Below are 22,471 nucleotides of genomic sequence, written 5' to 3'. Positions count from 1 at the left end.
TGCTTAAGAAATTAAGCATTTTTTTTGTGATTTTAGCTTTTGCGGTATCTTCATATTTTATAGCCAGAATTATTGAGCCAAAAACAAGTTCCTGTTTTTTCGATTTAGTTTCCTAACGAAATATAATTCTGCAAAGCAGTACTAGCCTGTAATTTTCCCTTGTTCTAGGAGTTCCTTAAAAGGGGCAATACTTAAATCGGCTTTGTACCTATAATCATTACTGACAAATTCAGGAGAGATAAAATGGCAATTATTTTCGGCAAGGATAGCGTGCAGTCTTCTGTCACCTACACACTGGGTGCCAATGTGAAGAACTTGAAGCTGCTCGGAACTAACCCTATTAACGGGACGGGTAACAATCTTAACAACTTCGTCTTTGGTAATAGTGCTAACAACACTCTGAATGGGAGAGCAGGCAATGACACACTAGACGGTAATTTTGGTAATGATATCCTCAATGGTCAGGACGGCAATGATAGTCTACAGGGCGGGCCTGGCAATGACATACTCAATGGGGGACTTGGAAACGATATCCTCATCGGTGTTTATCCTGGTAGTCTGCTTCCACCTGGATTAGGGGAGATTGATACTTTGACTGGCGGGGCTGGGGCAGATACATTTGTCCTGGGGGACGCTGTAAATGTTTTCTACGACGATAACAACAGTACGAATCCTGGTTTTGGGGACTTCGCTACTATTACTGACTTCGACTCTAGCCAAGATCGAATTCAACTCAAAGGAACTCCACAGGACTACCGCTTACAAGCTGTTGGAGGTAACACACGAATATTTTCAGAGCAATCGGGACAGACAGATGAGCTCATCGGTATTGTGCAGGGGAAAAACAATCTCCAACTTCGTAGTGATGATTTCCTTTTCTATGAGCGGGAAGAAGCTGGACAAAGTACAAACAACACACTGGGTAATGCTGAAGGGTTAGGTTCCCTATCATCAGGCTCAAAAGTTAATATCTCAGGCGAGTTAGCAACCCCTCAAGCGGGGGGCAATCCCGATGTTGACTTTTTTACATTTTATTTACCAAATTCAGGAACCGTCACTATCAATACAGTGGGATCGGGAAAAACAAATATCGGACTGTTTAAGGATTATGGGACTTTAATCACCAGTCAAAAATCCTCATCAATCACCGGGTTACTGGGTGCAGGTACTTACTCCATTTCAGTGAGTAAAGATTCTTTCTTGCCTCAAAATAATGGAACTTTCTTTGGTACCAACTCTGAACCTGATTTGTCCTATACGCTAGGAGTTAGTTTTAAATAAGAACGTATTACAGCTATTTTCAGGTAAATAGACCACGCAGTAAGGGCACAGCATTGCTCATACGTCTCAACTTAACGTAAAAGCTATATCCCGCAAAGAACTGAAGTTCCTTGCTAATAGCAAAAGTAATCTAAAGATTACTAAATATCCGCAAAAATCTAAAGTCTACTGAAGTAGACTTTAGCTATTAGCCAAGAAATTTATTTCAAGGCGGGTGACGAAGCTTACAGTTAAGCTATTTCTAGCTGAAGTTGACACCAATGAGCAATGCTAAAGCCCCTACGACAGATGTGGTTCAAATACTTGAATTCTGCTGTAACTTAAACATCAGAAGGCAGATTCAAGGACACTTTTGCCGCTGATTAGGGGGACACGGCAAGGTGTCCCCCTCAAAACAAATTAGCCAAGCGTTATTTGTTCTATTCAAGGGTTTCTCTTCAGGTTGCCTCTGTTATTTCAAAGGAATCAATCTGTAGGACTGAATGTTATTTACCACTTCACATTTTTACAGACTACTATCAGCAATCTAGTAATTTGGGATTAATAATCACCGAAGATTATTCATATGTGCGGTTTGGGAATTACATTCAATATCTATTTAAAATATAAAAGTTTGATATGTCCGACTCTAATTTTACTGCTGCTGCTGTGCCTCAAGAATCACTCCACTCAGAATTTTCTGGGCGATCGCCTATTCTTCCTTTACGGGAGAAGATTCTCGCAATCCGCAACAGTCTACGCCCTGGACAACAACAAATGGCTGACTGGCAATCTGGTCCTTTGGCTATTTCTGCCGTTCCTGGTGCAGGTAAATCTACTGGAATGGCGGCGGCGGCGGCGATCGCGATCGCCCGTCAATATGAACGTTCATCTCACCGCCGTCACTTGATAGTTGTGACTTTTACTCGCTCGGCTGCTGCCAATATTAAAGCGAAGATTCGCAAATTCTTACGAGATGATTTATCTCTACCTCAGATGGGCTTTTTTGTCTATACGCTACATGGTTTAGCGTTAAATATTGCCAGCCGCCATTCTGATTTGTCAGGTTTGCAATTAGAAAATGTCACATTAATTACACCAACCCAAAGTCACCGCTTGATCAGAACATCTGTAGAGCAATGGATTGCAAATAATTCCGGAATATATTTGCGGTTATTAGAAGGTCATCAATTTGATGGAGAAGAGACAGAGAGGTTGCGTCGCCAATCGGTGCTGCGAACAGAAGTATTACCGGAATTGGCTAATACGGTAATTCATGAAGCAAAAAGTTCTGGGATATCACCAGAAAAGTTGCGGGAGTGGAGTAAACAAACAAGAGAAGAATATGCAATTTTGAGCGTAGCGGCGGGATTGTATGAGCAATATCAAAACTTAATGCGATCGCGTGACTTCATTGACTACGACGATATGATTTTAGCCGCACTGCGCGTTTTAGAAAACGACAGCGCCCGTCGCATTGAACAAAACCAAGTTTTCGCCGTCTTTGAAGACGAAGCCCAAGATTCTAGCCCCCTACAGACGCAGTTGTTAGAAATTTTGGCGAGTGATGGGGGAGCAAGGGGAGATCACAGAGATGAGGGAGATAAGGGAGATAATTCTTGTACAGACGCGATTAATCGCGTCTCTCCTCACTCCTCACTTAATCTAGTCCGAGTTGGCGACCCCAACCAAGCGATTAACTCCACATTTACCCCAGCTGATCCGATTTATTTTCGGCAATTTTGCGAAGAGTGCGATCGCATTAAACAATTGGCAACGATGGATCAAGCTGGTCGCAGTACTAGAATTATCATTGAAGCGGCTAACTTTGCCCTCAAATGGATCAATACTCAGTCGTTAGCAGCAGCCAACAACAAACAACAGACTCCTATCAATCGACAAGTACCATTTCGCTTACAGACAATTCGCCCTGTTGAAGTTGGTGATCCACAAACTAACGCCAACCCCGCACCAGTCGGACGAGGATTGGAACTTTATACACCGCGTGACATTCATCACACCGTTGAATTGTTATCTCAAAGGGTGATTGAATTATTTGGCGAAGACCCAACAGAAAATAGTGCCGCGATTTTAGTCCGAGAAAATCGCCAAGGACGATGGTTAGCAGAGGCTCTGACACCTGTGTGCAAAGAGCATAATATTACACTTTACGATGTGGGAGAACGCGATCGCCGTTCCCATGTCCCCCAAGAAATTTTAGCATTACTGCAATTTTGCGATCGCCCCCACTCTCCCGATTACCTCAAAGCCGCATTAGAAGTATTAGTACAGCGCCAATTAATTCCTACCCAAGACCTCAACGCCCTTGCTAGTCTCCCAGAAGAATTTTTATATCCTGGTCCCCTAGCAGCACCCCAGCCAGAAACAGTCCAAAAAGCTGCTCGCTTGTGTCGTAGCTTACTCCGCGCTCGCTTGGAATTGCCCCTGTACCAGCTAATTTCCTTTCTCGCTTTGACCTTAAATTATGAACAGGCAGAATTGGCAACTGCTGACAAACTCGCAGAACGGGTAAACCAGCAGATAGCTGGCAATAGTTCGATGGGGGAAATGCTGTCAGCTTTAAGTGAAATCGTCAGTTCCGAACGGTTTGAACCAGTGGAAACCGACGATTCGGAAGCACGTTACACACGTCCCGGCCAACTGACCATTATTACCATGCACAAAGCCAAAGGGCTGGATTGGGACTATGTGTTTCTTCCCTTTCTCCACGAAAACTTAATTCCTGGCAGATTTTGGGTTCCTCCCCAAAGCCAGTTCTTAGGGGATTTTACCTTATCAGAGGTAGCCCGCGCCCAAATTCGTGCTGCTCTCCACGGAGAATCTACCATACCAGATGTTACGCAAGCATGGGAACAAGCAAAGCATTTGAAAATATCTGAGGAGTACCGTTTACTCTACGTTGCGATGACACGAGCAAAGCGTCTGGTGTGGATGTCAGCAGCGCAGAAAGCCCCCTTTACTTGGAGTAAACCGGATAATTTACAAGAACAAGCGCCTTGTCCGGTTTTTCCAGCATTAAAGCGTCAGTTTCCTGAATGTGTAGTGAATTTAGCAGTAATGACTAAACAAGCGTGAGCAAAACTCTTAATAAATTAAATAGAATCCCCAGTTACTATAGCAATCCTATCTGAGTTGTGAAAATTACTGTTTTAACGAACCGCAGAGGCGCAGAGAGCGCAGAGAGAGGAATCTACAAAAATTTTCACAAATGATTTAGGACTGCTATAGAACATCGATTCAGTAATCAAAAACCTAACCCCCCCTTCCCTACAAGGGAAGCTACGGTGTACACACAAGTCGAATGTAGAGGGTAACTTTCGTCATTTATCTCGTATCTCGTTAAGAGTCTCCGACTGGGAATGCCTGATTAGAGGCTCTGCCTCCAGTCAGAATATTGAATCAGATACTCAATGAATGCGTTAAGAGTCTCCGACTCTTAACGAGTAAAGCCTCATCAAGCTAGGTTTTTAGGACTTGTGTGTACACCCTAGACAAGGGAAGGGGGAGCTAAAACTTCGTGCCGCTACGCGAACGTAGGAGAGGTTCTTCCAGGATTACTGATTTGATGTTCTAGCGATCAGATTGTCCCAGAATATTTGTATGAAATAAGCTATTTAATTTAAAGTTAAATTTGCCGTTTTAAAATTGATGTTATAGATTGATTGGTGTTCAGGTTTTAATCAGAAATTTATTTACGAATGGAAACCCAACAGTTCAGTTCAACGACACAAGAAAATAGACCCACCAAGACAAAAAAACAGTCTTTTCCTGGGATGAATATTGGTACTCCTAAAGTACCATTCCGTAAATGCAAGAAAACAGCACAACAGCATGAGTTACTCAGTGACTGGGAACACGCGAGTTAATTTAGTGACATACTCCTATTCTCGCGTTTAAATTCGCAAGTCTCAAACATGCATTAAATTTTGGATTTTGAATCTTCTTTTCCATTATCCAAAATTTAAATATCGTAAACTCGGTCAATACTTTTGGCTGAGTCAAGCAATTTTTAAATCAGCGATGCAACGATATTAATAGTCATAGCTAAAATGGTGGTATTGAAAAAGAAGGATAATATGCTATGTAACAGAGTCAAGCGCCTCATATCGCGTGATGTCGTCTCCACATCTGAAACTTGACTAGTCATGCCAACTACAAAAGAATAATATAAAAATTCCCAATAGTCTGGACAGTCGTTATGAGGAAAATCTAAACCTCTGGTGATTTCTTGACTATTATTACGATTAATGTATTTGTAATAGCTGTGTGCATATTGCACTGCAAACATCGTATGCACTAGTAACCAGGAACCGACAATGGTCATAATTGAAAGTATGACATGTAGGTTAAGCAGAAGTTTGGACACCCCTTTTTTATCAGTTAGTAAAAACACAATGGCTAAAACACTAGCACAAGCCGCAGCGATCACCAGCATGAATATAGCGAAATGTCCTTCATATTCATTCTCAGCATAACGGCGAATTTTTTCTGGGGTAGCCTTGATCATCTTCCACCACGTTACGGCTAAGAAAAAGTCAACACCGGAGTTCCAAGCGCAGAGAATGCGAGTGGGTAAGTGCAGCCAAAGCGGAAGGATTACTGAAACTAATACAGCGAGTCCGACAGCAAAGATTAGTCGGGGTCGAGGGTCAAAGTTTTTAAATAAATTAAGTCTCACAAATGTTGCGATCGCAGATGTTATCCAGTCCAGTTTAACTAATTTGTAATTCGTAATTGAATTACGTTAGCGAGCCTTATTATAACCTTTCCTAATAAGACAGATTTATCTCCCCTCTCCTTAATAAGGAGAGGGGTTAGGGGTGAGGTTTTGATCTGATCTACTTCATGTACTTGGGAACCGTTATATCAAGTACGAATTACTTTAACTTAGCTCTAATCGTCTCTATTCGTTGACGATTGACACCCAAATCGCTTTCACCTAAGCGTGAGGCTGAACGCACTTGGATAATATTAGCATTCCGGTCTAGATAGAATTCTACATCATCCACAAATCCCAGTAAAGCACTTTTAAATTCTGCATATAAATAATCTTTACTTTCGGTAATGATTTTGGTTCTTGGTAAGGACTGAATAATCTTTTTAAGATTAGCGATCGCTTCTTGTGGGGTAGATGTAAAAGTCAGTGGTAGAATTTTGTGGCTTGCATCTGCACTCTGACTAGAAACGCAGTTAGGGGAATTAGGACAGGATGCTAATTTCCCCTTGTTAACACCTAAATTATTTGGTGGTTTACCAGCAAAAACCATCATTATCTCTCCGGGTAAGTGAATAAGTACACTGTCAAACTTTATTTAAATTAGTGTAATATGTTGCGGCGTAGACGCAAAGCGGTGAGGGGGTCGCAGTCTTGGCGCTTGGCGTCGATTGCGAACCCCCGAACCCAAAGGGCTTGTGGTCAGACATCGCATCTTCTGGCAAATGACGGATTCACTAAAACATCGGTGATGCGTTCGCCTCTGGCGTTGGCGAAGCCATCGCTCTATGATCCGGTAAGTATTGTCTAAGCGAACACAGATTATGACGCAAACAATTTCCATCAACGACTCTGGGCGCTTGCAACTCACACCGCTAGAAATGCCATCCCGTTTACTGTTAGGGCCTGGTCCCTCCAATGCCCATCCCACAGTTCTCCAGGCGATGAATACCCCACCGGTTGGGCATCTTGACCCAGCTTTTCTCACACTCATGGATGAAATTCAGTCGTTGCTACGCTACGTATGGCAAACAGAAAACCCACTCACCATTGCAGTCAGTGGTACGGGAACAGCCGCAATGGAAGCAACTATCGCCAATGCCGTTGAACCCGGTGATGTGGTTTTAATTGGTGTAGCTGGTTACTTTGGTAATCGCCTTGTGGATATGGCTGGACGTTATGGCGCAGATGTGCGAACCATTACCAAACCTTGGGGACAAGTTTTCAACCTCGATGAACTTCAAACAGCCTTAAAAACTCATCGTCCAACTATTTTAGCTCTTGTTCATGCCGAAACCTCCACCGGCGCACGTCAACCGTTGGAAGGGGTCGCTGATTTGTGTCGTGAATTTGGCACTTTCTTACTAGTGGATTCAGTCACAAGTTTGGGTGGCGTCCCCTTGTTTTTGGATGCTTGGGGAGTTGACTTAGCTTATAGTTGTAGCCAAAAAGGGTTGGGTTGCCCACCTGGTGCTTCGCCTTTTACAATGAGTGCGCGGGCAGTTGAGAAATTGCAGCAACGCCAAACGAAGGTTGCAAACTGGTATTTGGATATGTTGTTGCTGGGCAAGTATTGGGGTGCTGAACGCACCTATCACCACACAGCACCGATTAATTTATACTATGCATTGCGGGAAGCATTGCGTTTGCTTGCAGAAGAGGGGTTAGCAAACTCCTGGCAGCGACATCAAAAAAATGTCGAATATCTCTGGGAAGGGTTGGAAAATTTAGGATTGAGTATGCACGTTGAGCAAGAGTATAGACTGCCAACGCTTACCACTGTCTGCATTCCCACAGGGGTAGATGGTAAAGCGATCGCTCGGCAGTTACTCAATGAACATAATATTGAAATTGGCGGTGGTCTTGGCGAACTCGCAGGTCTTGTTTGGCGCGTAGGATTGATGGGCTTTAATAGTCGTAAGGAAAGCGTTGACCAACTTTTAGCAGCACTAAGGCAAGTTTTGCCTAAGTAGTTTTGGCCTAATTAGGTGCGTTAACGGGACTTAAACATTTTTGAGGTAGAAATAAGCCTCAAACCCATGCAGAGTCAGAGGAATACATCTTATGCTCAAAAATAGCCCAAACCCAGATATATTAAGAAACTAAGCAAAACGATGTCAAAGTCTTTCTGTATATAGATTTGAGGCTATTTTTGAGTGTTTTTTGCCTAAGTCCCACTAGCATGATCAACCCTGTCGCTCGGCGCAGCAAATCTCCACACTGTGATTCCGTCCTGAGTTCCAGTAATCAGGGTCTTGCCATCCCTACTAAACACCATTGCCCCCGACCAGTTGCTGTCCTTCGCCAGAGTTGCCTCTATATTCCCCGTTGTCAGATTCCAAATTCGATATGGTTTGTATCCTCCACCGGCAATTAAAGACTGCCCATCGGGACTAAAGGCGATGGTGATCTGAGGAAAATAGAAGCCCTCAAAATCCTGCAACAATTCTCCCGTTGCCAGGTTCCATAACTTCACCTGCTTGGCACTGCCACTGGCCAGCAACTTGCCGTTGCGACTAATAGCTAAAGTGGAGACTGTACCATAATGTGCGTTCAAGGTGATGCCTTTTTGTCCAGTTGCCAGATCCCACAGGGTGATGCGATCGCCCGAATCGCTACTAATCAAAGTCTGGCCATTCGGAGTCAGCGCTAATACTATCAAGGCATCCGGTGTTTCTGCCAACGTGTTCCTTAATTGTCCAGTTGCCAAATTCCACACCTTAATGGTCTTGTCGTAACTGGCACTCACAACCGTTTGCTGATCGGGCGTGATCACGACCGCATTCACAGCCTCAGAATGCCCTTTCAGGGTGAATTTGAGTTTTCCCGTGGCTAGATTCCAGACCTTAATAGTTTTGTCAAAACTCCCACTCACTAACGTTTTACCATCGGTGCCCAGGGCAAGGTCATAGATATTGTTGGTATTTCCTTGGAGGGTTAATTGCGGTTGCTGATTGGGCAGATGCCAGACGGTAATAGTTTTGCTGCCGCTACTGACCAAGGTATGACCATCAGCACCGAGGGCAATCGCTGACGCTTCCCCGGTCAATGTCTGCACTACTGTCAAATCGCAATAGGGGGAATGCGGTTGCGACAACTTGCAGATATTCGTGGCTCGGTAACTGCCCCAGACAAATGCCCCAATCTGTGCCATAAAAATCAGAATCGCCACACCACGCAGCAGCCATATCTGTTTTTTGCTCAACCAGTTGTCTAACATCAGTACTGTTCTCCTGAAGTAAGTGTAAGTAAGTTATAAGAATTAACGTGAGTTCCAAATAAGGGAAAGGCAGTCGGATACGTTGACATTGCTAACATTCGCTTAACCGAATGACACCATGCTCAGTCTAGAAGAGTTATTTTACGATGTCGATGACTTTTGCAAGTTCCTAAAAGGCTAGTACAGTACGGCGGAATCACCTAATCTTTACGTCTCTCAAAGAGAAAGGTGATACTATTTGATGCTTTTGGATGTTGACTACACCTACGAAGTCGGACAAACTCCCGCAGGAGATTAGATTGGAGTGCATAGACACGTTCGCGGAGCGTCTCGTAGAGAAGTGGCTTGTCAACAGACATCGCAAAGCGAATTTGACTACAATCCTTAGAAAGAGCAACAGAAATATAATGTCCAAAAAGTCCGATTCGCAGTTCCAAAATCTCTTTACTTCAGCCAAATCAAGCAACTGGGACGAAAGATTAGCCCAAATAGCCTATCGCTTTAACCGAGAATATCAAGGTGAAACCTTTGAACTCCCAACCGAAGTCCAGGCGATGCCAATATTCCGGGAGTGGATTGCTGGTAGTTTCTCAGGGAGAATTGCTTCCCCTTTTTGGGAAATCGCTCAACCTCAAAAAAACCAACACTGTATAGATATTGGCTGTGGTATCAGCTTTTTAATTTATCCTTGGCGGGATTGGCAAGCATTTTTTCATGGGCAAGAAATCAGTAATATGGCACGCGATACCCTCAATTCCCGTGGACCACAGTTGAATTCTAAGCTGTTCAAAGGTGTTGAATTGGGAGCAGCCCATCAGTTAAACTACTCATCAGAGCAATTTGATCTAGCGATCGCCACCGGATTCAGCTGCTATTTTCCACTCGAATATTGGGATGCTGTAATCGCAGAAGTCAAGCGGGTATTAAAACCAGGTGGACATTTTGTGTTTGACATCCTCAATCCAGAAAAGCCTTTAGCGGAAGATTGGGCAGTTCTGGAAACCTATTTGGGGGCTGAGGTGTTTTTAGAGCCTGTAGCTGAGTGGCAAAAAACGATTAAGGCGGCTGGTGGTAAAGTAGTAGGACAGAAATCAGGGGAATTATTTGAGTTGTATAAGGTACGGTTTTGAAAATACTATTACTCAGGTATAAGTGGACTTGATGGATCTAAAGAAGTTGTAAAAACAAAATAGATTACCCCAGTTCCGAGAATCATCACAGCGAGACTGAACAGCAACACCCATCGGTCTGTCGGTTCATAAGTATCTTCTTCGATATCACGACGGACTGCGAAATAGTGTACCGTTGAGAGCCACACCGTGATTAAACCCACCAGCGAGAAGACTAAACCTAATTTCCAACCGTTCCCAGGATGGGGTATCAAAGGTACTTGGAAAGCACGCAAACGCACGATGACGACACCAAAACCCAAAAGAGCGATCCCTGTCCGCATCCAAGCGAGGTAGGTACGCTCATTTGCCAAGTGATCTCTAACTCTGGACGGGTTGAGTCGTCCTGGCTTTTTTTTATCTTTATCTTCTTCTGTAGGTTTCAATTTTAACTGCATCAATAACACCCTTATCCCCAAAGCGGCTCTTATCAAAAAAATGCGAAGGTGGTAGGAAATCTCTTTCCAGATGACTTGCACCCAGCACAATAGTTGCGCTACTGAAATATGCCTGTTGTGATTGTACATTTTTTTTCAAAATTTATTTTAATGCAGATATAGAAATAAAACAAGCCTGACTGAGTAATATCATGTCCACATAATTAGTTGTGATTCCCACAGTCATTGGACCCCACACGCCAGATACTCCACTTGGGGAGACCCCTCTGAGCGCTGGCTCCTCTTAATCCCCTAAGAGCTCTTCAGGAGGGGAGACAAAGCATAGCTTTGGCTCTTTGGGGTTCTTAGGGTTTAATAAGTAATCAAGCGGACATGATATAATTGCTAATTCGTAATTAATGGTACAGAGCAACTGTAAGTAATAAGGGGTCATAAAAAAACAGCCAAGATTTAGAGAGATTTTTCACCAGTGCAAGTCAGGTTTTTTCTCTAATTTTGGCTGTTACCCTGTTGAAATTGAGAAGAAATAATCATTGAAAAATAGACTAACTATGCAGTTCTATTTCAAGCCTGATTACTAGGCGCATTAGGAACTCGTGTCTCTATGACAGCCTGCGATATATCTGGGATAAACCAGTTAGCCTCTTTGCCCGCGATCGCTTTTACAGTCGGAACATTCAATTCAATCGCAGCAGTAGCTGGATTTGTCTTAATCACCAACTGAGTTCCATCAAGGATCTTCAGAGCCACCGGCCCTCTCAATTCTTCACCTTGACCATTCGGACTAGAAGTGAAATTTGCTACCTTGACATCATTCGCTAGATAGATTCCATCACAATCCCAGTTCTTTTTAGTGGACTGACCATTAGCAAGAAAATACAAATTATTCTCGTATACGGCATCTTCATTGTCTTCACTATTTGGTCTTTTGCCATATACTGCTACGGTATTACCTGTTTGGTTGTCGCATTGACCCCAGTTGATTCCTGTCTCTAAAGCATATTTTTGCAGTGTTAATTCCTCAGTTCTCTTTTGAATTTCTTCTGGTGTAAGACCTTCAACTTGAGTTTGGGCATCTTTTGTCTGAGACAGTTCCTTAAGAGCTTTAGTGACTTCGATATAATCAGGGTTTTTGCTAAATTTTGGTCTATCAGCAAATGAAGGTTGAGCAAAGGCAAGATTAACAAAAATCATTAACAGAATTAGCAGAGATTTCCAGAGTTTCATGTTTTGATTCCTGTTGATGGGTAAGATATTTTGTAGTTTTGAATTCATTTTGACGAGAAAATGCATGATGCACATCTTTCTAGATACTTAGTTTTTCTTGTTCTTCACTCGACGGTTGAGTATTGGAACCTAAAATCAATGAGAATATATAACTAGAAACTACAGATAAAAGAGTCCAAGTAACATTTTCTGTGACAATAAATACACCCAAACCAATCAAGATACAAGGCACAAAAGTGTTGCCATTTTCAGTTAAGAAGTTGCCGATCGCAGGCAAGTAGGTTAACTTATAAGCGGCATAACACCACACACCCACTAGTGTAAAAAATACACTCAGTATCACCAGCAGACTATCTAATTCCGAGTTGGCAAACAGAGGCACGTAGACGCTGATATTATCACTACCATTGGCAAAGGCGATCGCAGCTACGTTACAAGTTTGCGGAGAGAGAAAACTGCTAACTATAGAAGGACAAGACGGCTCGGTTTCTTCTTCGGCTGACTCTGGTGAATCCTCTTCGCGTTTTAGTAAACTACTTACACCAATAATTATTGGCATTAAACCAAGTAGTCTAATCCAGTCCTGCGGGATGATTAGTCCACCGAAGAAACCGGGAAGGCTAGCAATGATCAATGCAGCAAAACCGAGATACTGACCAGCCAGGATGTGACGACTGCGGAACGTTTTACTTATTTGCGAAAAAAGCAACGTCAGAACCACAATATCATCGATGTTGGTGGCAGTGAATGCGGTAATCCCTGTGGTAATTGCAGTTACGAAATCGCTCATTTTTGGAAGTCCTTATTTTCATGCTTGGGGATTGGGCGTTGGGCGTTGGTTATTTCCGCCTGCTTCCCCTGCTCTCTACTTGTCCGTTTGAGTCCGTGCCGAAGCCTTGATTTATACTTTAGTCAAACTAACCGATAGAATCAAATGCTTTTGTTTGTCAAAATGATAAATGAAAGTGATTAAAATTTTGACACCAAGTTGTAGGGATACCATAAATGGCAGGAATGACGCTAGAGCAGCTAAAAATCTTTATAGCTGTGGCGCAGCACTTACACTTTACTCGCGCAGCAGAGGAGCTTTATATTACACAACCTGCCGTCAGTGCAGCAATCCACAACTTAGAGCAAGAATATGGAGTGAAACTATTTCATCGGATTGGTCGCCATATCGAGATTGCTGAGGCGGGTAAATTACTGCAAGTGGAAGCGCGGAAAATTCTCGATCAAGTTTCCTTGACTGAAAGGGGATTGCGAGAATTGAACAATCTGCAACGGGGTGAATTGAAATTAGGGTCGAGTCTGACAATTGGTAACTACTGGCTACCAAGCAAGATTAGTGAGTTTAAGAGCCGATATCCCGGTATCCAGATTGACTGTAGCCTTGCTAATACAGAAGAGATTTGTGTCGGAACGGCGACAGGACAGTTTGATTTAGGTTTGGTGGAAGGAGATGTGAAGCCAGCGCTCCAGAATACTCTAGAATACGAAATAGTGGGGAGCGATCGCTTACAAATTGTGGTAGGTCAAAAACACCCTTGGTTTGAGTGGGGAGAAATTGACTTAAGCCAATTGACTCAAACCCTTTGGGTGATGCGAGAACCAGGTTCTGGAACCCAGCAAAGGTTTGAGGAAGCCCTCCAAAATTGGGGAATCAATCTCAGTGAACTGAATGTAATTTTAGTATTCAATAGTGGAGAGATGACAAAAGCAGCGATCGAAGATGGTGTCGGTGCAATTGGAATTTCTGAGTTGATGGTAAAAAAAGAAATCCAACTAGGAACTCTGCGGACAATTCGAGTTATTGATAACAGAGAAGGCAAAGGTGCGATCGCAGAAATAGTTCGACCTTTTTTCAAACTCAAGCATCGTCAGCGTTTTCAAACTGCTCTCTCCAAAGTCTTTGAACAAATGTTGATATCGTCTATGTTAAATAAGTAAGTCGGCGAGAAAAATTCAGTGTATATGGAAAAATATGAATTGGAGTCAGAAGACAGAATTCAGAATACCCCACGCCTGAGTCAGGGGTAACAAATTCCCCGGTCTCCAATCCTCTTTATACCTTCCGCATATTTTTACTGATGGGGTCAAAACCTCTAGAAAACCGTGTACTTTCATCGTAGTAAGCGCCAGTCAGATTCGCTCCATACAACTTAGCATGGTTGAGTTTAGCTCCCCGGAGATTTGCTTCATTCAGTTTGACACCGCTCAAATTAGCTCTGGTAAAGTTTACTTTGGATAAGTTAGCTCTACTCAAATCTGCTCCCCAGAGTTTAGCTTTAGCTAGGTTAGCTCCACTCAAGTCAGATCCCCATAAATTAATTCCAGGCAAATAGGCTCCAATCAGCTTGTACCTACTCAAGTTGAGAGCTGGAAAATATCTTTCCCCGGCGGCAAAACGCCGTTTTAATTCCTCAGCATTCATGCGTCGCGTTGACCTTCCTTAGCAATACAGAAGTTATTTGTTCCCATTCCTGGCTTAGTTCTCCTAGAAACTCTGGCTGACCACTACGTTGATACCAGAAATGGGCATTCTTCATATCGCCTTCTTTGCGGTGCAGGTAAGCATGAACCCAGGCACTATCGGCATCGCTGGCATTTCCAAGTATTTCATGAGCTTTACTCCAATCACCTTTCTTCTCATACCACATTGCTTGCAGCCCTTTTGGCAGTGCCTCAGGACATGGGCGCTGCTTTTCGATTAATCGGATGAATTCTTCTGTATTCACGATCGCCACCCAACAAGAATCAAACTTCTATCTCTAAGATACTCTTCAGCTTAAGGTTAAGGTGAGCAGGGAGAAATAAACAATGTCCAATGCCCAATCCCTTTTACATCTACTTAACTCGATTAACTGGAATAAGTTCAAACTCGAAAGTACTGATCAAACGGTCATCAATATAGACCTCTATTCTATGCTTACCAACCGGATCGCCAGGAGCGATCGTCCAAAAATTCTCAATCACACCCTTTGGAGCCGGCTGTGTGCGCCGTGTCACAGATGTAGTGCCGTCTGCTGATATTGAGAAGTCTTCACCGTTATCTGTACCCCAGGTTTCTGGAGGTTTTGGTAAATGCAAGACTTCGCGCCATTTAACTTCATCTTGGTAGTCTTTGAGTTTAATTCGCCATCCGTAGGCGTTTCCTTCCTGAAGTGGCACTCTTGTTGTCTGGAAAATGGTAACGTTACCTTTGGAGTCAACTCTCCTCAGCCCGAACTCGGTGTTAATAACAGTAATCTGTTTTGTATTCCTTGGCACAGGAGATAATATAGCATTTTCTACCAAAACAGAAGTAGCGTTGATTGGCTCAGAACCTATCACCCCAAATATTAGCCAAGAAGAAGCTAGCACAGCAGTAGTAGCCCAAATTCTCATTAGTATGGTTTTCCTGTCAGACTTTTGGTACTTATTCAAGTAATCTGACATGTTTTCCGGTCAACATTACCTATGATTGGACAAAGACGAAATTGCTTTTAGGAATCTGGTGGATTTGGAATCGGACTTGCGACACCGAACAGCCCAACCCAAGCATCGCTCAACAAATTCTACAAAGTTACGGAGAGCAAATCACCGTCAAAAGTATACTTGGTCAAAACTCAACCTTTCAAATTAACCTTCCCCTCAAACTTTAAGCCATCTTGATGAGATGAAACTTTTTCACTACTGTGATAACTTCTTCGCCATTTTTCGAGATAATCTATAGATATTGATTTAGATGTGACGTTCACACCATTTCCTCGCCAAGCAACTTCTGAATCTGTTGTGAAAACCCCACATTCTAATTGATCTAGCCTCATATTCCAATATTCACTAAATCGGCCTTTTAAAGTAATAACTTGCTCAAATACCTTATTTCTGTGTTTATTTCTTCTTTTTCTTTCTGTAGCTCCTGTTGCTTCTGTATCAATAAACTTAGTTTCAATTAAAAACAGACTACCTTTAAAGGTCAGGAAGACAAAATCACACTTCCCTAAATCTGTATAATCTGAAATTGGGGATTTTTCAAATAACAGCAATTCAGCGCATGAGGGAAACAATTCTTTAATATTCAGAAATAAATAAGCTTGCAATAGAAGTTCCTTATCATAAGGAAACAAGATCACTCCTTCAAAAAATTTCTGAATGTCCTCCTGAGTTTGGGGTTGAATTCTTTTACAGTATGAAACAAATTTATGTAGCTCGTTTACGATCATCAAGTTCCTAACTCCTTCCCCCGGTCGCAGCCTTAAGGGTATTAGCATAAAAAGATACCACTACCTTAAGGAAAATATCATCCGCACAAGTAACTAAAAAAACGATCCCAATCCTGAATAGTTAAGGTAATTTACTGTTGACACTTGAGCAAAAATAATTTTTCACCTGATTTTCAGTATTGGTAGATTTTTCACTCCTGAACTCACTTACCAGTCAACGATTTTATATGAGCAGTAAAACTGGCGTTTTGCAAAGCTTGAACAGTTATTCTAGAATCTTGTACGCAAAATTGCCAACCCAAGCGAACAAGTTTACGAGAATTTTCAGTTTGGATAATTCCAATCACTGGCATTTTTGCCTTTTCTTTATCTCCTGACTGTTCTTGCAAAATTGTTTTCAAGCGATGTAGTTCTTCGATATTACTTGCTTGTTGGGGATTTAACTCCACCATCACCATTTGTACTGTTTCTACTGGTTCTGCATCTTCAAGGATAAATTGAGTTTGCTCATCGCGTCGATCTACCTTTCCCCAAATAATCAATCTAGTATCAACTTGGAGTAGGGAACTAATGCGTTCATAGGTTTTGGGAAAGACTACAGCTTCTGTTTGTGTAGTGAGGTCTTCTATTTGCAAAATTGCCATTTGATCGCCTTTTTTCGTAACCACTTTTTTCACGTTATTCAACATGACAACTGCACAAAGCCTTATTTCTTCCTTTTGTTCTCCCAGTTGCGAAAGGTTAATTGGCGTCAAAAGTGGTGCTATTTGCCGTAAGGATTTCAGTGGATGATCTGATACATAAAAGCCTAATAATTCTTTCTCCTTCTGCAACTTTTCCTGTGGGGTAAAATCCATCACAGGTTGAGATTTGGGAGCAGTTTCAAAGGGATTATTTGCTCTTTTATTCTGAGTCGAAGAAAATCCGTCGCCTAATAAATCCAAGAGATTTCCTTGACCACTAGCTTTGTCTTTAGCGCGAGATTGTGCCCAATCATACACTAATTCTAAGTCGTTAATTAACTGTTGGCGGTTGGGTTGAATTTTGTCAAAGGCTCCACAGTAAATCAGCGATTCTAGAGTCCGGCGGTTAACAGCACGCAAATCGACGCGGGAGCAAAAATCAGGAAGGGATTTAAACTCTCCTGTCTCATTTCTCGCTTCCAAAATACAGACGATCGCATTCTGTCCCACGTTACGCACCGCCGAAAATCCAAACAGAATCTTTCCCGCTATCGGCGTAAAATCAACACCAGAACGATTAATATCTGGCGGATCTATAGAAATACCCATGTTTGTACAGTTAGTAATATATCTCTGTACCTTATCGGTATCGCCACTGTTAGCCGTTAACAGTGCCGCCATATATTCCAATGGATAATTAGCTTTTAAATATGCCGTTTGATAAGTTACATAACCATATGCAGTCGAATGGGATTTATTGAAACAATTGGAAGTTATTAAGCCATTTTTAATGGCAAAATTATGGTCACGCTCAACTCCAATGTCATAGACATTTTGTTTGCCTAAATACTTACGTATGGCTATTTTTATCATTTTAACCTAACCCCCGGAAAAAAAAATTGCAAAATTAATTAATTGATAAAATGATGACAATTGTAGTTGTATTAATACCTATAATACAAAATTATATCACTAGAAAACACTGCTACACTCTTACACAAAAGTAGCCTAAATATATCAAAACCTTGGCCAACTCTTAAATAGACAGTTAATAGCTATATAATTGCTGCCTTTAAAGTTTATTAAACATATTGCAATACATAGTTGATCCGCTTAGTCAGATGACTAGGGAGTGGGGAAGAAGCAGGGGAACTCTTAGAGGATGTTTGTCAAGTCTAAAAGTATACTAAGAAAACTCGCTTCCATTCCTCTCCCCGAAAGGTCAAGAAGCTTTGAAACTCCCATATTACCTTCTCTACAAGGGAATGTGGGGGTTAAGTTTGGGTGCTTTTGCTGTTAGTAATAATACTTTTAAAACATCCTCTTAGCTGGGGAGAAAAGTTTTCCCTTCTGCACCCCCACCCCTGTGCCTCTTTCCAATGCCGAATGCGTCAGTTACTATCGTTGAAAGGCAACTCGGTATCAGAGGGTGTGGGTAGGTGAAAGTGGCGCTGATCGTAATTTTGGCAGTGGTTATGGGATTGTTTGTGGTAGTCGAGATTGGACTGCGATCGCTCTTTGGCTTTGGTAATCCCCTGATTTACATTGGCGATGAGCAGATTGGTTATTTATTGGCTCCTAACCAGTATACGCGTCGTTTTGGTAATCGCATTGAAATTAATCAGTATTCGATGCGAAGTAGTCCGATAAATAAGACACCTGCACCTTCTGGGCTGCGAGTTTTACTGTTAGGTGATTCTATTGCAAATGGTGGCTGGTGGACAGATCAGACTAATACAATATCAAGCCTGATGATGCATTCTCTGGCATCATCCACTAATAGTAATTATCAGGAAGTAGAAGTATTGAATGCTTCAGCTAACTCTTGGGGTCCAAGGAACGAGTTAGCTTATTTACAGAAGTTTAGCAATTTCAACGCCCAAGCGGTAATCTTATTAATTAATACCGATGATTTGTTTGCTACTCCTCCCACTTCTTTACCGGTAGGACGCGATCGCAACTATCCCGATAGTAAACCTCCCCTAGCATTAGTGGAAGTTTGGCAACGTTATATCGTCAAGGAAAAGCCAATTCCCGAAATGAAAGCAGTGCATAATGAAGCAGGCGATCGCGTTGGAATTAATCTGGAGGCGATCGGCAAAATTCAAGCCCTGACTCGCCAAACTAACAGTCAATTTCTATTAGTAATGACTCCCTTACTGCGAGAAATTGGTGAACCAGGTTGCCGCGATTACGAAATTAAAGCTCGCCAGCGATTAAACGATTTTACCAAAGCACAGCAAATTAATTATATAGACTTTTTACCGATATTCAATTCAACTACCAAGCCGCAAGCTTTGTATCACGATCACATTCACCTCAAGTTGCAAGGTAATAAATTTGTTAGTGAAGTTATGGAGCGATCGCTTTTAGAAATACTAGGGGAGGCGTCACTTGCTCACTAATAACATGGGCTACTATACCTAACTGAACAATATTGCGTTATGTCCCATAAACTAATTTGTCGGTTTATGCGCCAATGATTGAATGACATTCAGTAGCTGCTCAGGCGTATATGGCTTAATTATATAGGTATCAGCAGCTTGCTTCTTTGCCCACAAGCGGTGAATTGCCTGATTTTTGCTACTACAAATTAGAATCGGCACTTTTTGACTAGCCGGATTTGTTTTGATGAAGCGACACAATTCAAATGTACTCATTCCTGGCATTACTACATCAGTAAAAATCGCATCTGGCTTTTCTTCTAAGATTATTTATAGAGCTTTTTTAGCACTAGTCGCCTTAATAATATTGTAACCCCTATCGCTGAGATAATGACTAATTAATTTCAATTCACTCAGGCAATCTTCTATAACTAGAATGGTAGCGATCCAGGTAATACTCAACCTTAAATCTCCTAAAAAATATGTTGGTTAAGTGGAGTTATTTTTTATATTAGGAAATTAAACAATATGTTCAAAGATGACCTTTAGTAAATCTCCTTCTGTAAAAGGCTTAGTTAAATAGCCTGATGAACCAACCATCTTAGCTTTAGCTCTATCTATAAATCCTACTTTTCCTGACACCATAATCACAGGTGTATTTTTAAAATGTGAGTGTTTACGCAGCAAAGTGCAGAGTTCATATCCGTCTAAATTAGGCATCGAAATATCCAACAAAATTATGTCGGGTTTTGTGCGAACAATTTGCATTAAAGCTTTTAAAGAATCGGTGACTCCGACAACAGAAAAGGTTTGCTCATCTAAATAACTTTTAATAACATTCAATACCGCAGGACTGTCATCAATACAAAAGATTGTGTAGAGTTTTTTGTCAATAGGCGGTTGGATGATTCGCTGACCCCTATTAATCGGGTAGGCTGCTGGTTTATAGCCGTTTGTTCTAGGTAACTGTGGTGTAGTTTTGGCTTGAGGTTGTAGTTGATTTATTTTGAACAATTGTGAGGGGTGCGATTGAGAAGTTGGCGATGTCTGATGATAAGCCGCTTCTCTACGAGAGTCTTCCCCAACGCTTCGGGGCGTTTGACATCGTTCAACTAATAAGCGGAGATTTAGATAACAAAACTTTGGCATGTCATCCAGAAAGCTGTCAGGAATAAATTCATAACTCCCTTCTTCTAAGTTCATAAATGACTCCAGAACTTCTAGCGCTAATTGCTCTATCAGTATCGCCGCTTGAGAGAAACTGATATATTTCTGATTGACTAACCAGCAAATAGCCAGATAATCTGGATTCGGTATTGCTTGATTTTCAATACCAGTTTCAAATATCGCCCGCAACTGTTCGTCGATTCCGCGAGGGAGAGTAGAAATTTGCTGACTCAAGCGTTGCAAATTCCTATAAAGCGGCTCAAACATTTTCTCTGAGTAACAGGCATAAATGAGTTTACCCTCGTCCATATATATTGACCAAGAGCCTGAGGTGCTAAACACCTGTAAACAACCAGTAACCGACTTACCAGTGATTTTTTTTAATAGAGATAAAGGCTGGAGCTTTTGGAAAAATCTGTATCTACTAATCGGAAGTGTCTTCATTGCGATGGCTCTGGAATAAAATTAACATTTGTTTGCAGGCAAAATTAGTGAATTACCTTTTCGGAATTCACCGCGATTTTGTTGGAAGCACTGTCAGATAAATATAGCGGTCACATTTGAGTTAGTACAGAGATTCCACACCCCCCAACTCTTAATTCACCAATCTCTGTTAAGCTATAATCCACGAGTTACAACTAAAGCAATTCATGCTATTTTTAAATAGCAAAATTGCCCGACTAGTTGCCAGGATATAGTATTTCAAAAATTAGATTGGTTTTCTGTATCTTTCGCTAATCTAGCCAATCTAACAGTAACTCAAGTGTCACGCACAGACCATTGGCTCTCGCCCATCAGTCACAAAAGCATCATTCTTATCCGTATTTTGCAGCCTAGAATTGCAAATACTTTAGTTCTCTTGCAAAAGTTTTTGTACCCCTAATATTAAAGTCTGGAGTGACCAAAATCTACTGTAACGTAGACGAAAATGGCTCTATATCATGGCTTTTAGGCATTAAGTCCGCGCTGACAAACTATGTTTTTGTAGCCGTGACGAAAGTCGTCGGGTACTTTTCTTAGAAGTTTATTCTTGAGGGAAACTTCATCAAAAGAAAAAGTATTATTAAAAACTAAGCATTCCAAAAGTTCAATGTCTTACTTAAGTTTGTGATTGTAGAGCAACTCTTAGTCTTGGGATTGGGCAGCATTATCACTTGCACAACAAGAATGGTAAACCTCCGACCAAGGGATGAGTTAGCTGATAATTGCCGCCATGATGGTATGTGGTGAGATGCACAGGCGAGCAGATCAGCAGAAGGGAATCTCTTCATAAGTACTAGAAACGGGTTCTAATGTTGTATAGGGCTAAATAGTCACCATGTACAGTTTGGAGCGACAAATTCAAGAATTTCGCTATAAATTCTTGATTGGTAGTACATCCCTGCAAAATAGCTATTTTCAGCTAGATGGTAGATAACAAGCAAAGTACTCACTAAAATTCAGGTTACTATAATTTTCAAAAAAAGTTAGCAGAAATATATAAACTTCATGATAAATCAGTAAAGCAAATATGAAAACTAATTAATAGCATCTTCCAGACAATTGTCATAAATATTTATTTTTTAGGATGCCCGGAAATGCTGAAAATGTACAGTTAAAGATAATTTTGGATGCTTATTTAATTACACTTATAAATGAGTGAATCATTTTATGGTAGCAATTTGCCCGAAAAATCTCAAGTTTTAAAAATCACAAATATAAATACAAAATTGTACCTGACTTTTCACGGTATCTGGAAAACCTCTCTTTAAATTTCTCCTTTTAGGCTACGGTGTACACACAAGTCGAAAGAAGCTCGATTGACCAGTTCTCGTTCCCATGCAGAGCATAGGAATGTCTGATTAGGGGCTGCTGCCTCCAGTCAAAATTGAGTCGGAGCCTGAATGAATGCATTCCCAGGCTCCGCCTGGGAACGAGTCAAGCCTCATCAAGCTAGGTTTTTCGACAACTGCAAAAAACAAGTCCCAGGTAAAAAGGGATATCCCAAGTTTAAAAAGCATCAGACTCGCGCCTCGGTAGAGTATAA

General features: G+C 41.6%; 20 protein-coding genes and 1 pseudogene. 8 read left to right on the top strand and 13 right to left on the bottom strand.

Annotated elements, in window-relative coordinates; genetic code table 11:
- Window positions 1-243 precede the first annotated feature (243 nt).
- The 3 genes from V7K31_RS08415 to V7K31_RS08405 all read left to right on the top strand — a co-directional run bounded on the left by V7K31_RS08415 (window position 244) and on the right by V7K31_RS08405 (window position 5,147).
- On the top strand, window positions 244-1,281 hold the full coding sequence (locus V7K31_RS08415) for a calcium-binding protein (protein ID WP_335093751.1): 1,038 nt from the start codon (window positions 244-246) through the stop codon (window positions 1,279-1,281).
- A 618-nt stretch (window positions 1,282-1,899) separates the two neighbouring features.
- A complete protein-coding gene (locus V7K31_RS08410; protein WP_335093749.1) occupies window positions 1,900-4,356 on the top strand; it encodes an ATP-dependent helicase in 2,457 nt (818 codons plus the stop codon).
- A 623-nt stretch (window positions 4,357-4,979) separates the two neighbouring features.
- Window positions 4,980-5,147 carry a hypothetical protein gene (locus tag V7K31_RS08405; protein WP_335093748.1) on the top strand — a complete coding sequence of 56 codons (168 nt, stop codon included), beginning with the start codon at window positions 4,980-4,982 and terminating at the stop codon, window positions 5,145-5,147.
- Between the two features lie 143 nt (window positions 5,148-5,290).
- Here the strand turns inward: V7K31_RS08405 and V7K31_RS08400 are convergent, their stop codons facing one another.
- Window positions 5,291-5,959 (bottom strand): DUF1345 domain-containing protein, encoded by a 669-nt coding sequence (locus V7K31_RS08400; protein WP_335093746.1) that lies wholly within the window; start codon window positions 5,957-5,959, stop codon window positions 5,291-5,293.
- A gap of 199 nt (window positions 5,960-6,158) precedes the next feature.
- A complete protein-coding gene (locus V7K31_RS08395; RefSeq protein ID WP_335093795.1) occupies window positions 6,159-6,548 on the bottom strand; it encodes a DUF1499 domain-containing protein in 390 nt (129 codons plus the stop codon).
- A gap of 60 nt (window positions 6,549-6,608) precedes the next feature.
- Here V7K31_RS08395 and V7K31_RS08390 point away from each other — a divergent pair, with 60 nt between their 5' ends.
- A complete protein-coding gene (locus tag V7K31_RS08390) occupies window positions 6,609-6,806 on the top strand; it encodes a hypothetical protein (RefSeq protein WP_335093745.1) in 198 nt (65 codons plus the stop codon).
- A 13-nt stretch (window positions 6,807-6,819) separates the two neighbouring features.
- The gene (locus tag V7K31_RS08385) at window positions 6,820-7,968 is read left to right on the top strand and encodes an alanine--glyoxylate aminotransferase family protein (RefSeq protein ID WP_335093744.1); all 1,149 of its coding nucleotides are present in this window, start codon (window positions 6,820-6,822) and stop codon (window positions 7,966-7,968) included.
- A 194-nt stretch (window positions 7,969-8,162) separates the two neighbouring features.
- Here the strand turns inward: V7K31_RS08385 and V7K31_RS08380 are convergent, their stop codons facing one another.
- The gene (locus tag V7K31_RS08380; RefSeq protein ID WP_335093743.1) at window positions 8,163-9,215 is read right to left on the bottom strand and encodes a WD40 repeat domain-containing protein; all 1,053 of its coding nucleotides are present in this window, start codon (window positions 9,213-9,215) and stop codon (window positions 8,163-8,165) included.
- Window positions 9,216-9,622: 407 nt separating this feature from the next.
- Here V7K31_RS08380 and V7K31_RS08375 point away from each other — a divergent pair, with 407 nt between their 5' ends.
- A complete protein-coding gene (locus tag V7K31_RS08375; RefSeq protein ID WP_335093742.1) occupies window positions 9,623-10,345 on the top strand; it encodes a class I SAM-dependent methyltransferase in 723 nt (240 codons plus the stop codon).
- Window positions 10,346-10,353: 8 nt separating this feature from the next.
- Here the strand turns inward: V7K31_RS08375 and V7K31_RS08370 are convergent, their stop codons facing one another.
- The 3 genes from V7K31_RS08370 to V7K31_RS08360 all read right to left on the bottom strand — a co-directional run bounded on the left by V7K31_RS08370 (window position 10,354) and on the right by V7K31_RS08360 (window position 12,799).
- Window positions 10,354-10,782, bottom strand: coding sequence for a YidH family protein (locus V7K31_RS08370; RefSeq protein ID WP_335093741.1), 429 nt, complete (start codon window positions 10,780-10,782; stop codon window positions 10,354-10,356).
- 564 nt (window positions 10,783-11,346) lie between these two features.
- A complete protein-coding gene (locus V7K31_RS08365; protein ID WP_335093740.1) occupies window positions 11,347-12,009 on the bottom strand; it encodes a hypothetical protein in 663 nt (220 codons plus the stop codon).
- A 79-nt stretch (window positions 12,010-12,088) separates the two neighbouring features.
- Window positions 12,089-12,799, bottom strand: a complete 711-nt coding sequence (locus tag V7K31_RS08360) for a cadmium resistance transporter (protein ID WP_335093739.1) — start codon at window positions 12,797-12,799, stop codon at window positions 12,089-12,091.
- A 215-nt stretch (window positions 12,800-13,014) separates the two neighbouring features.
- On the opposite strand from V7K31_RS08360, the gene V7K31_RS08355 reads away from it, so the two are divergent.
- Complete coding sequence (locus V7K31_RS08355; RefSeq protein WP_335093738.1) at window positions 13,015-13,956, top strand: LysR substrate-binding domain-containing protein; 942 nt, start codon at window positions 13,015-13,017, stop codon at window positions 13,954-13,956.
- 115 nt (window positions 13,957-14,071) lie between these two features.
- Here the strand turns inward: V7K31_RS08355 and V7K31_RS08350 are convergent, their stop codons facing one another.
- The 5 genes from V7K31_RS08350 to V7K31_RS08330 all read right to left on the bottom strand — a co-directional run bounded on the left by V7K31_RS08350 (window position 14,072) and on the right by V7K31_RS08330 (window position 17,767).
- A complete protein-coding gene (locus tag V7K31_RS08350) occupies window positions 14,072-14,440 on the bottom strand; it encodes a pentapeptide repeat-containing protein (protein ID WP_335093737.1) in 369 nt (122 codons plus the stop codon).
- Window positions 14,430-14,744, bottom strand: a complete 315-nt coding sequence (locus V7K31_RS08345) for a hypothetical protein (protein WP_335093736.1) — start codon at window positions 14,742-14,744, stop codon at window positions 14,430-14,432. The genes V7K31_RS08350 and V7K31_RS08345 overlap by 11 nt, the downstream gene beginning before the upstream one ends.
- Before the next feature lie 109 nt (window positions 14,745-14,853).
- Window positions 14,854-15,393 (bottom strand): hypothetical protein, encoded by a 540-nt coding sequence (locus V7K31_RS08340; protein WP_335093735.1) that lies wholly within the window; start codon window positions 15,391-15,393, stop codon window positions 14,854-14,856.
- Between the two features lie 221 nt (window positions 15,394-15,614).
- Window positions 15,615-16,211, bottom strand: a complete 597-nt coding sequence (locus tag V7K31_RS08335; RefSeq protein WP_334823791.1) for a hypothetical protein — start codon at window positions 16,209-16,211, stop codon at window positions 15,615-15,617.
- A 203-nt stretch (window positions 16,212-16,414) separates the two neighbouring features.
- Complete coding sequence (locus tag V7K31_RS08330; protein WP_335093734.1) at window positions 16,415-17,767, bottom strand: helix-hairpin-helix domain-containing protein; 1,353 nt, start codon at window positions 17,765-17,767, stop codon at window positions 16,415-16,417.
- A gap of 566 nt (window positions 17,768-18,333) precedes the next feature.
- Here V7K31_RS08330 and V7K31_RS08325 point away from each other — a divergent pair.
- Complete coding sequence (locus tag V7K31_RS08325) at window positions 18,334-19,299, top strand: SGNH/GDSL hydrolase family protein (protein WP_335093732.1); 966 nt, start codon at window positions 18,334-18,336, stop codon at window positions 19,297-19,299.
- A gap of 51 nt (window positions 19,300-19,350) precedes the next feature.
- On the opposite strand, the pseudogene V7K31_RS08320 reads toward V7K31_RS08325, so the two are convergent.
- Together V7K31_RS08320 and V7K31_RS08315 are read right to left on the bottom strand one after the other, a co-directional pair.
- Window positions 19,351-19,740: pseudogene (locus tag V7K31_RS08320) on the bottom strand (response regulator).
- Window positions 19,741-19,797: 57 nt separating this feature from the next.
- Entirely contained in the window at window positions 19,798-20,889 is a 1,092-nt protein-coding gene (locus V7K31_RS08315; protein ID WP_335093730.1) for a response regulator, read from the bottom strand.
- Window positions 20,890-22,471 lie beyond the last annotated feature (1,582 nt).

The sequence above is a fragment of the Nostoc sp. genome (assembly GCF_036917675.1).
Taxonomy (GTDB): Bacteria; Cyanobacteriota; Cyanobacteriia; order Cyanobacteriales; family Nostocaceae; genus Nostoc.
The sequence above is the reverse complement of the archived record's forward strand: the minus strand, read 5'-3'. Positions and strand labels throughout refer to the sequence as shown.

Excerpts from the sequence above, each read along its gene's own strand:
- V7K31_RS08365 (WP_335093740.1), bottom strand. The coding sequence starts at position 12,009 with ATGAAACTCTGGAAATCTCTGCTAATTCTGTTAATGATTTTTGTTAAT.
- V7K31_RS08340 (WP_335093735.1), bottom strand. The coding sequence starts at position 15,393 with ATGAGAATTTGGGCTACTACTGCTGTGCTAGCTTCTTCTTGGCTAATA.
- V7K31_RS08415 (WP_335093751.1), top strand. The coding sequence starts at position 244 with ATGGCAATTATTTTCGGCAAGGATAGCGTGCAGTCTTCTGTCACCTAC.
- V7K31_RS08380 (WP_335093743.1), bottom strand. The coding sequence starts at position 9,215 with ATGTTAGACAACTGGTTGAGCAAAAAACAGATATGGCTGCTGCGTGGT.
- V7K31_RS08355 (WP_335093738.1), top strand. The coding sequence starts at position 13,015 with ATGGCAGGAATGACGCTAGAGCAGCTAAAAATCTTTATAGCTGTGGCG.
- V7K31_RS08410 (WP_335093749.1), top strand. The coding sequence starts at position 1,900 with ATGTCCGACTCTAATTTTACTGCTGCTGCTGTGCCTCAAGAATCACTC.
- V7K31_RS08370 (WP_335093741.1), bottom strand. The coding sequence starts at position 10,782 with ATGCAGTTAAAATTGAAACCTACAGAAGAAGATAAAGATAAAAAAAAG.
- V7K31_RS08360 (WP_335093739.1), bottom strand. The coding sequence starts at position 12,799 with ATGAGCGATTTCGTAACTGCAATTACCACAGGGATTACCGCATTCACT.
- V7K31_RS08335 (WP_334823791.1), bottom strand. The coding sequence starts at position 16,211 with ATGATCGTAAACGAGCTACATAAATTTGTTTCATACTGTAAAAGAATT.
- V7K31_RS08375 (WP_335093742.1), top strand. The coding sequence starts at position 9,623 with ATGTCCAAAAAGTCCGATTCGCAGTTCCAAAATCTCTTTACTTCAGCC.
- V7K31_RS08315 (WP_335093730.1), bottom strand. The coding sequence starts at position 20,889 with ATGAAGACACTTCCGATTAGTAGATACAGATTTTTCCAAAAGCTCCAG.
- V7K31_RS08350 (WP_335093737.1), bottom strand. The coding sequence starts at position 14,440 with ATGAATGCTGAGGAATTAAAACGGCGTTTTGCCGCCGGGGAAAGATAT.
- V7K31_RS08390 (WP_335093745.1), top strand. The coding sequence starts at position 6,609 with ATGTTGCGGCGTAGACGCAAAGCGGTGAGGGGGTCGCAGTCTTGGCGC.
- V7K31_RS08385 (WP_335093744.1), top strand. The coding sequence starts at position 6,820 with ATGACGCAAACAATTTCCATCAACGACTCTGGGCGCTTGCAACTCACA.
- V7K31_RS08330 (WP_335093734.1), bottom strand. The coding sequence starts at position 17,767 with ATGATAAAAATAGCCATACGTAAGTATTTAGGCAAACAAAATGTCTAT.
- V7K31_RS08395 (WP_335093795.1), bottom strand. The coding sequence starts at position 6,548 with ATGGTTTTTGCTGGTAAACCACCAAATAATTTAGGTGTTAACAAGGGG.
- V7K31_RS08405 (WP_335093748.1), top strand. The coding sequence starts at position 4,980 with ATGGAAACCCAACAGTTCAGTTCAACGACACAAGAAAATAGACCCACC.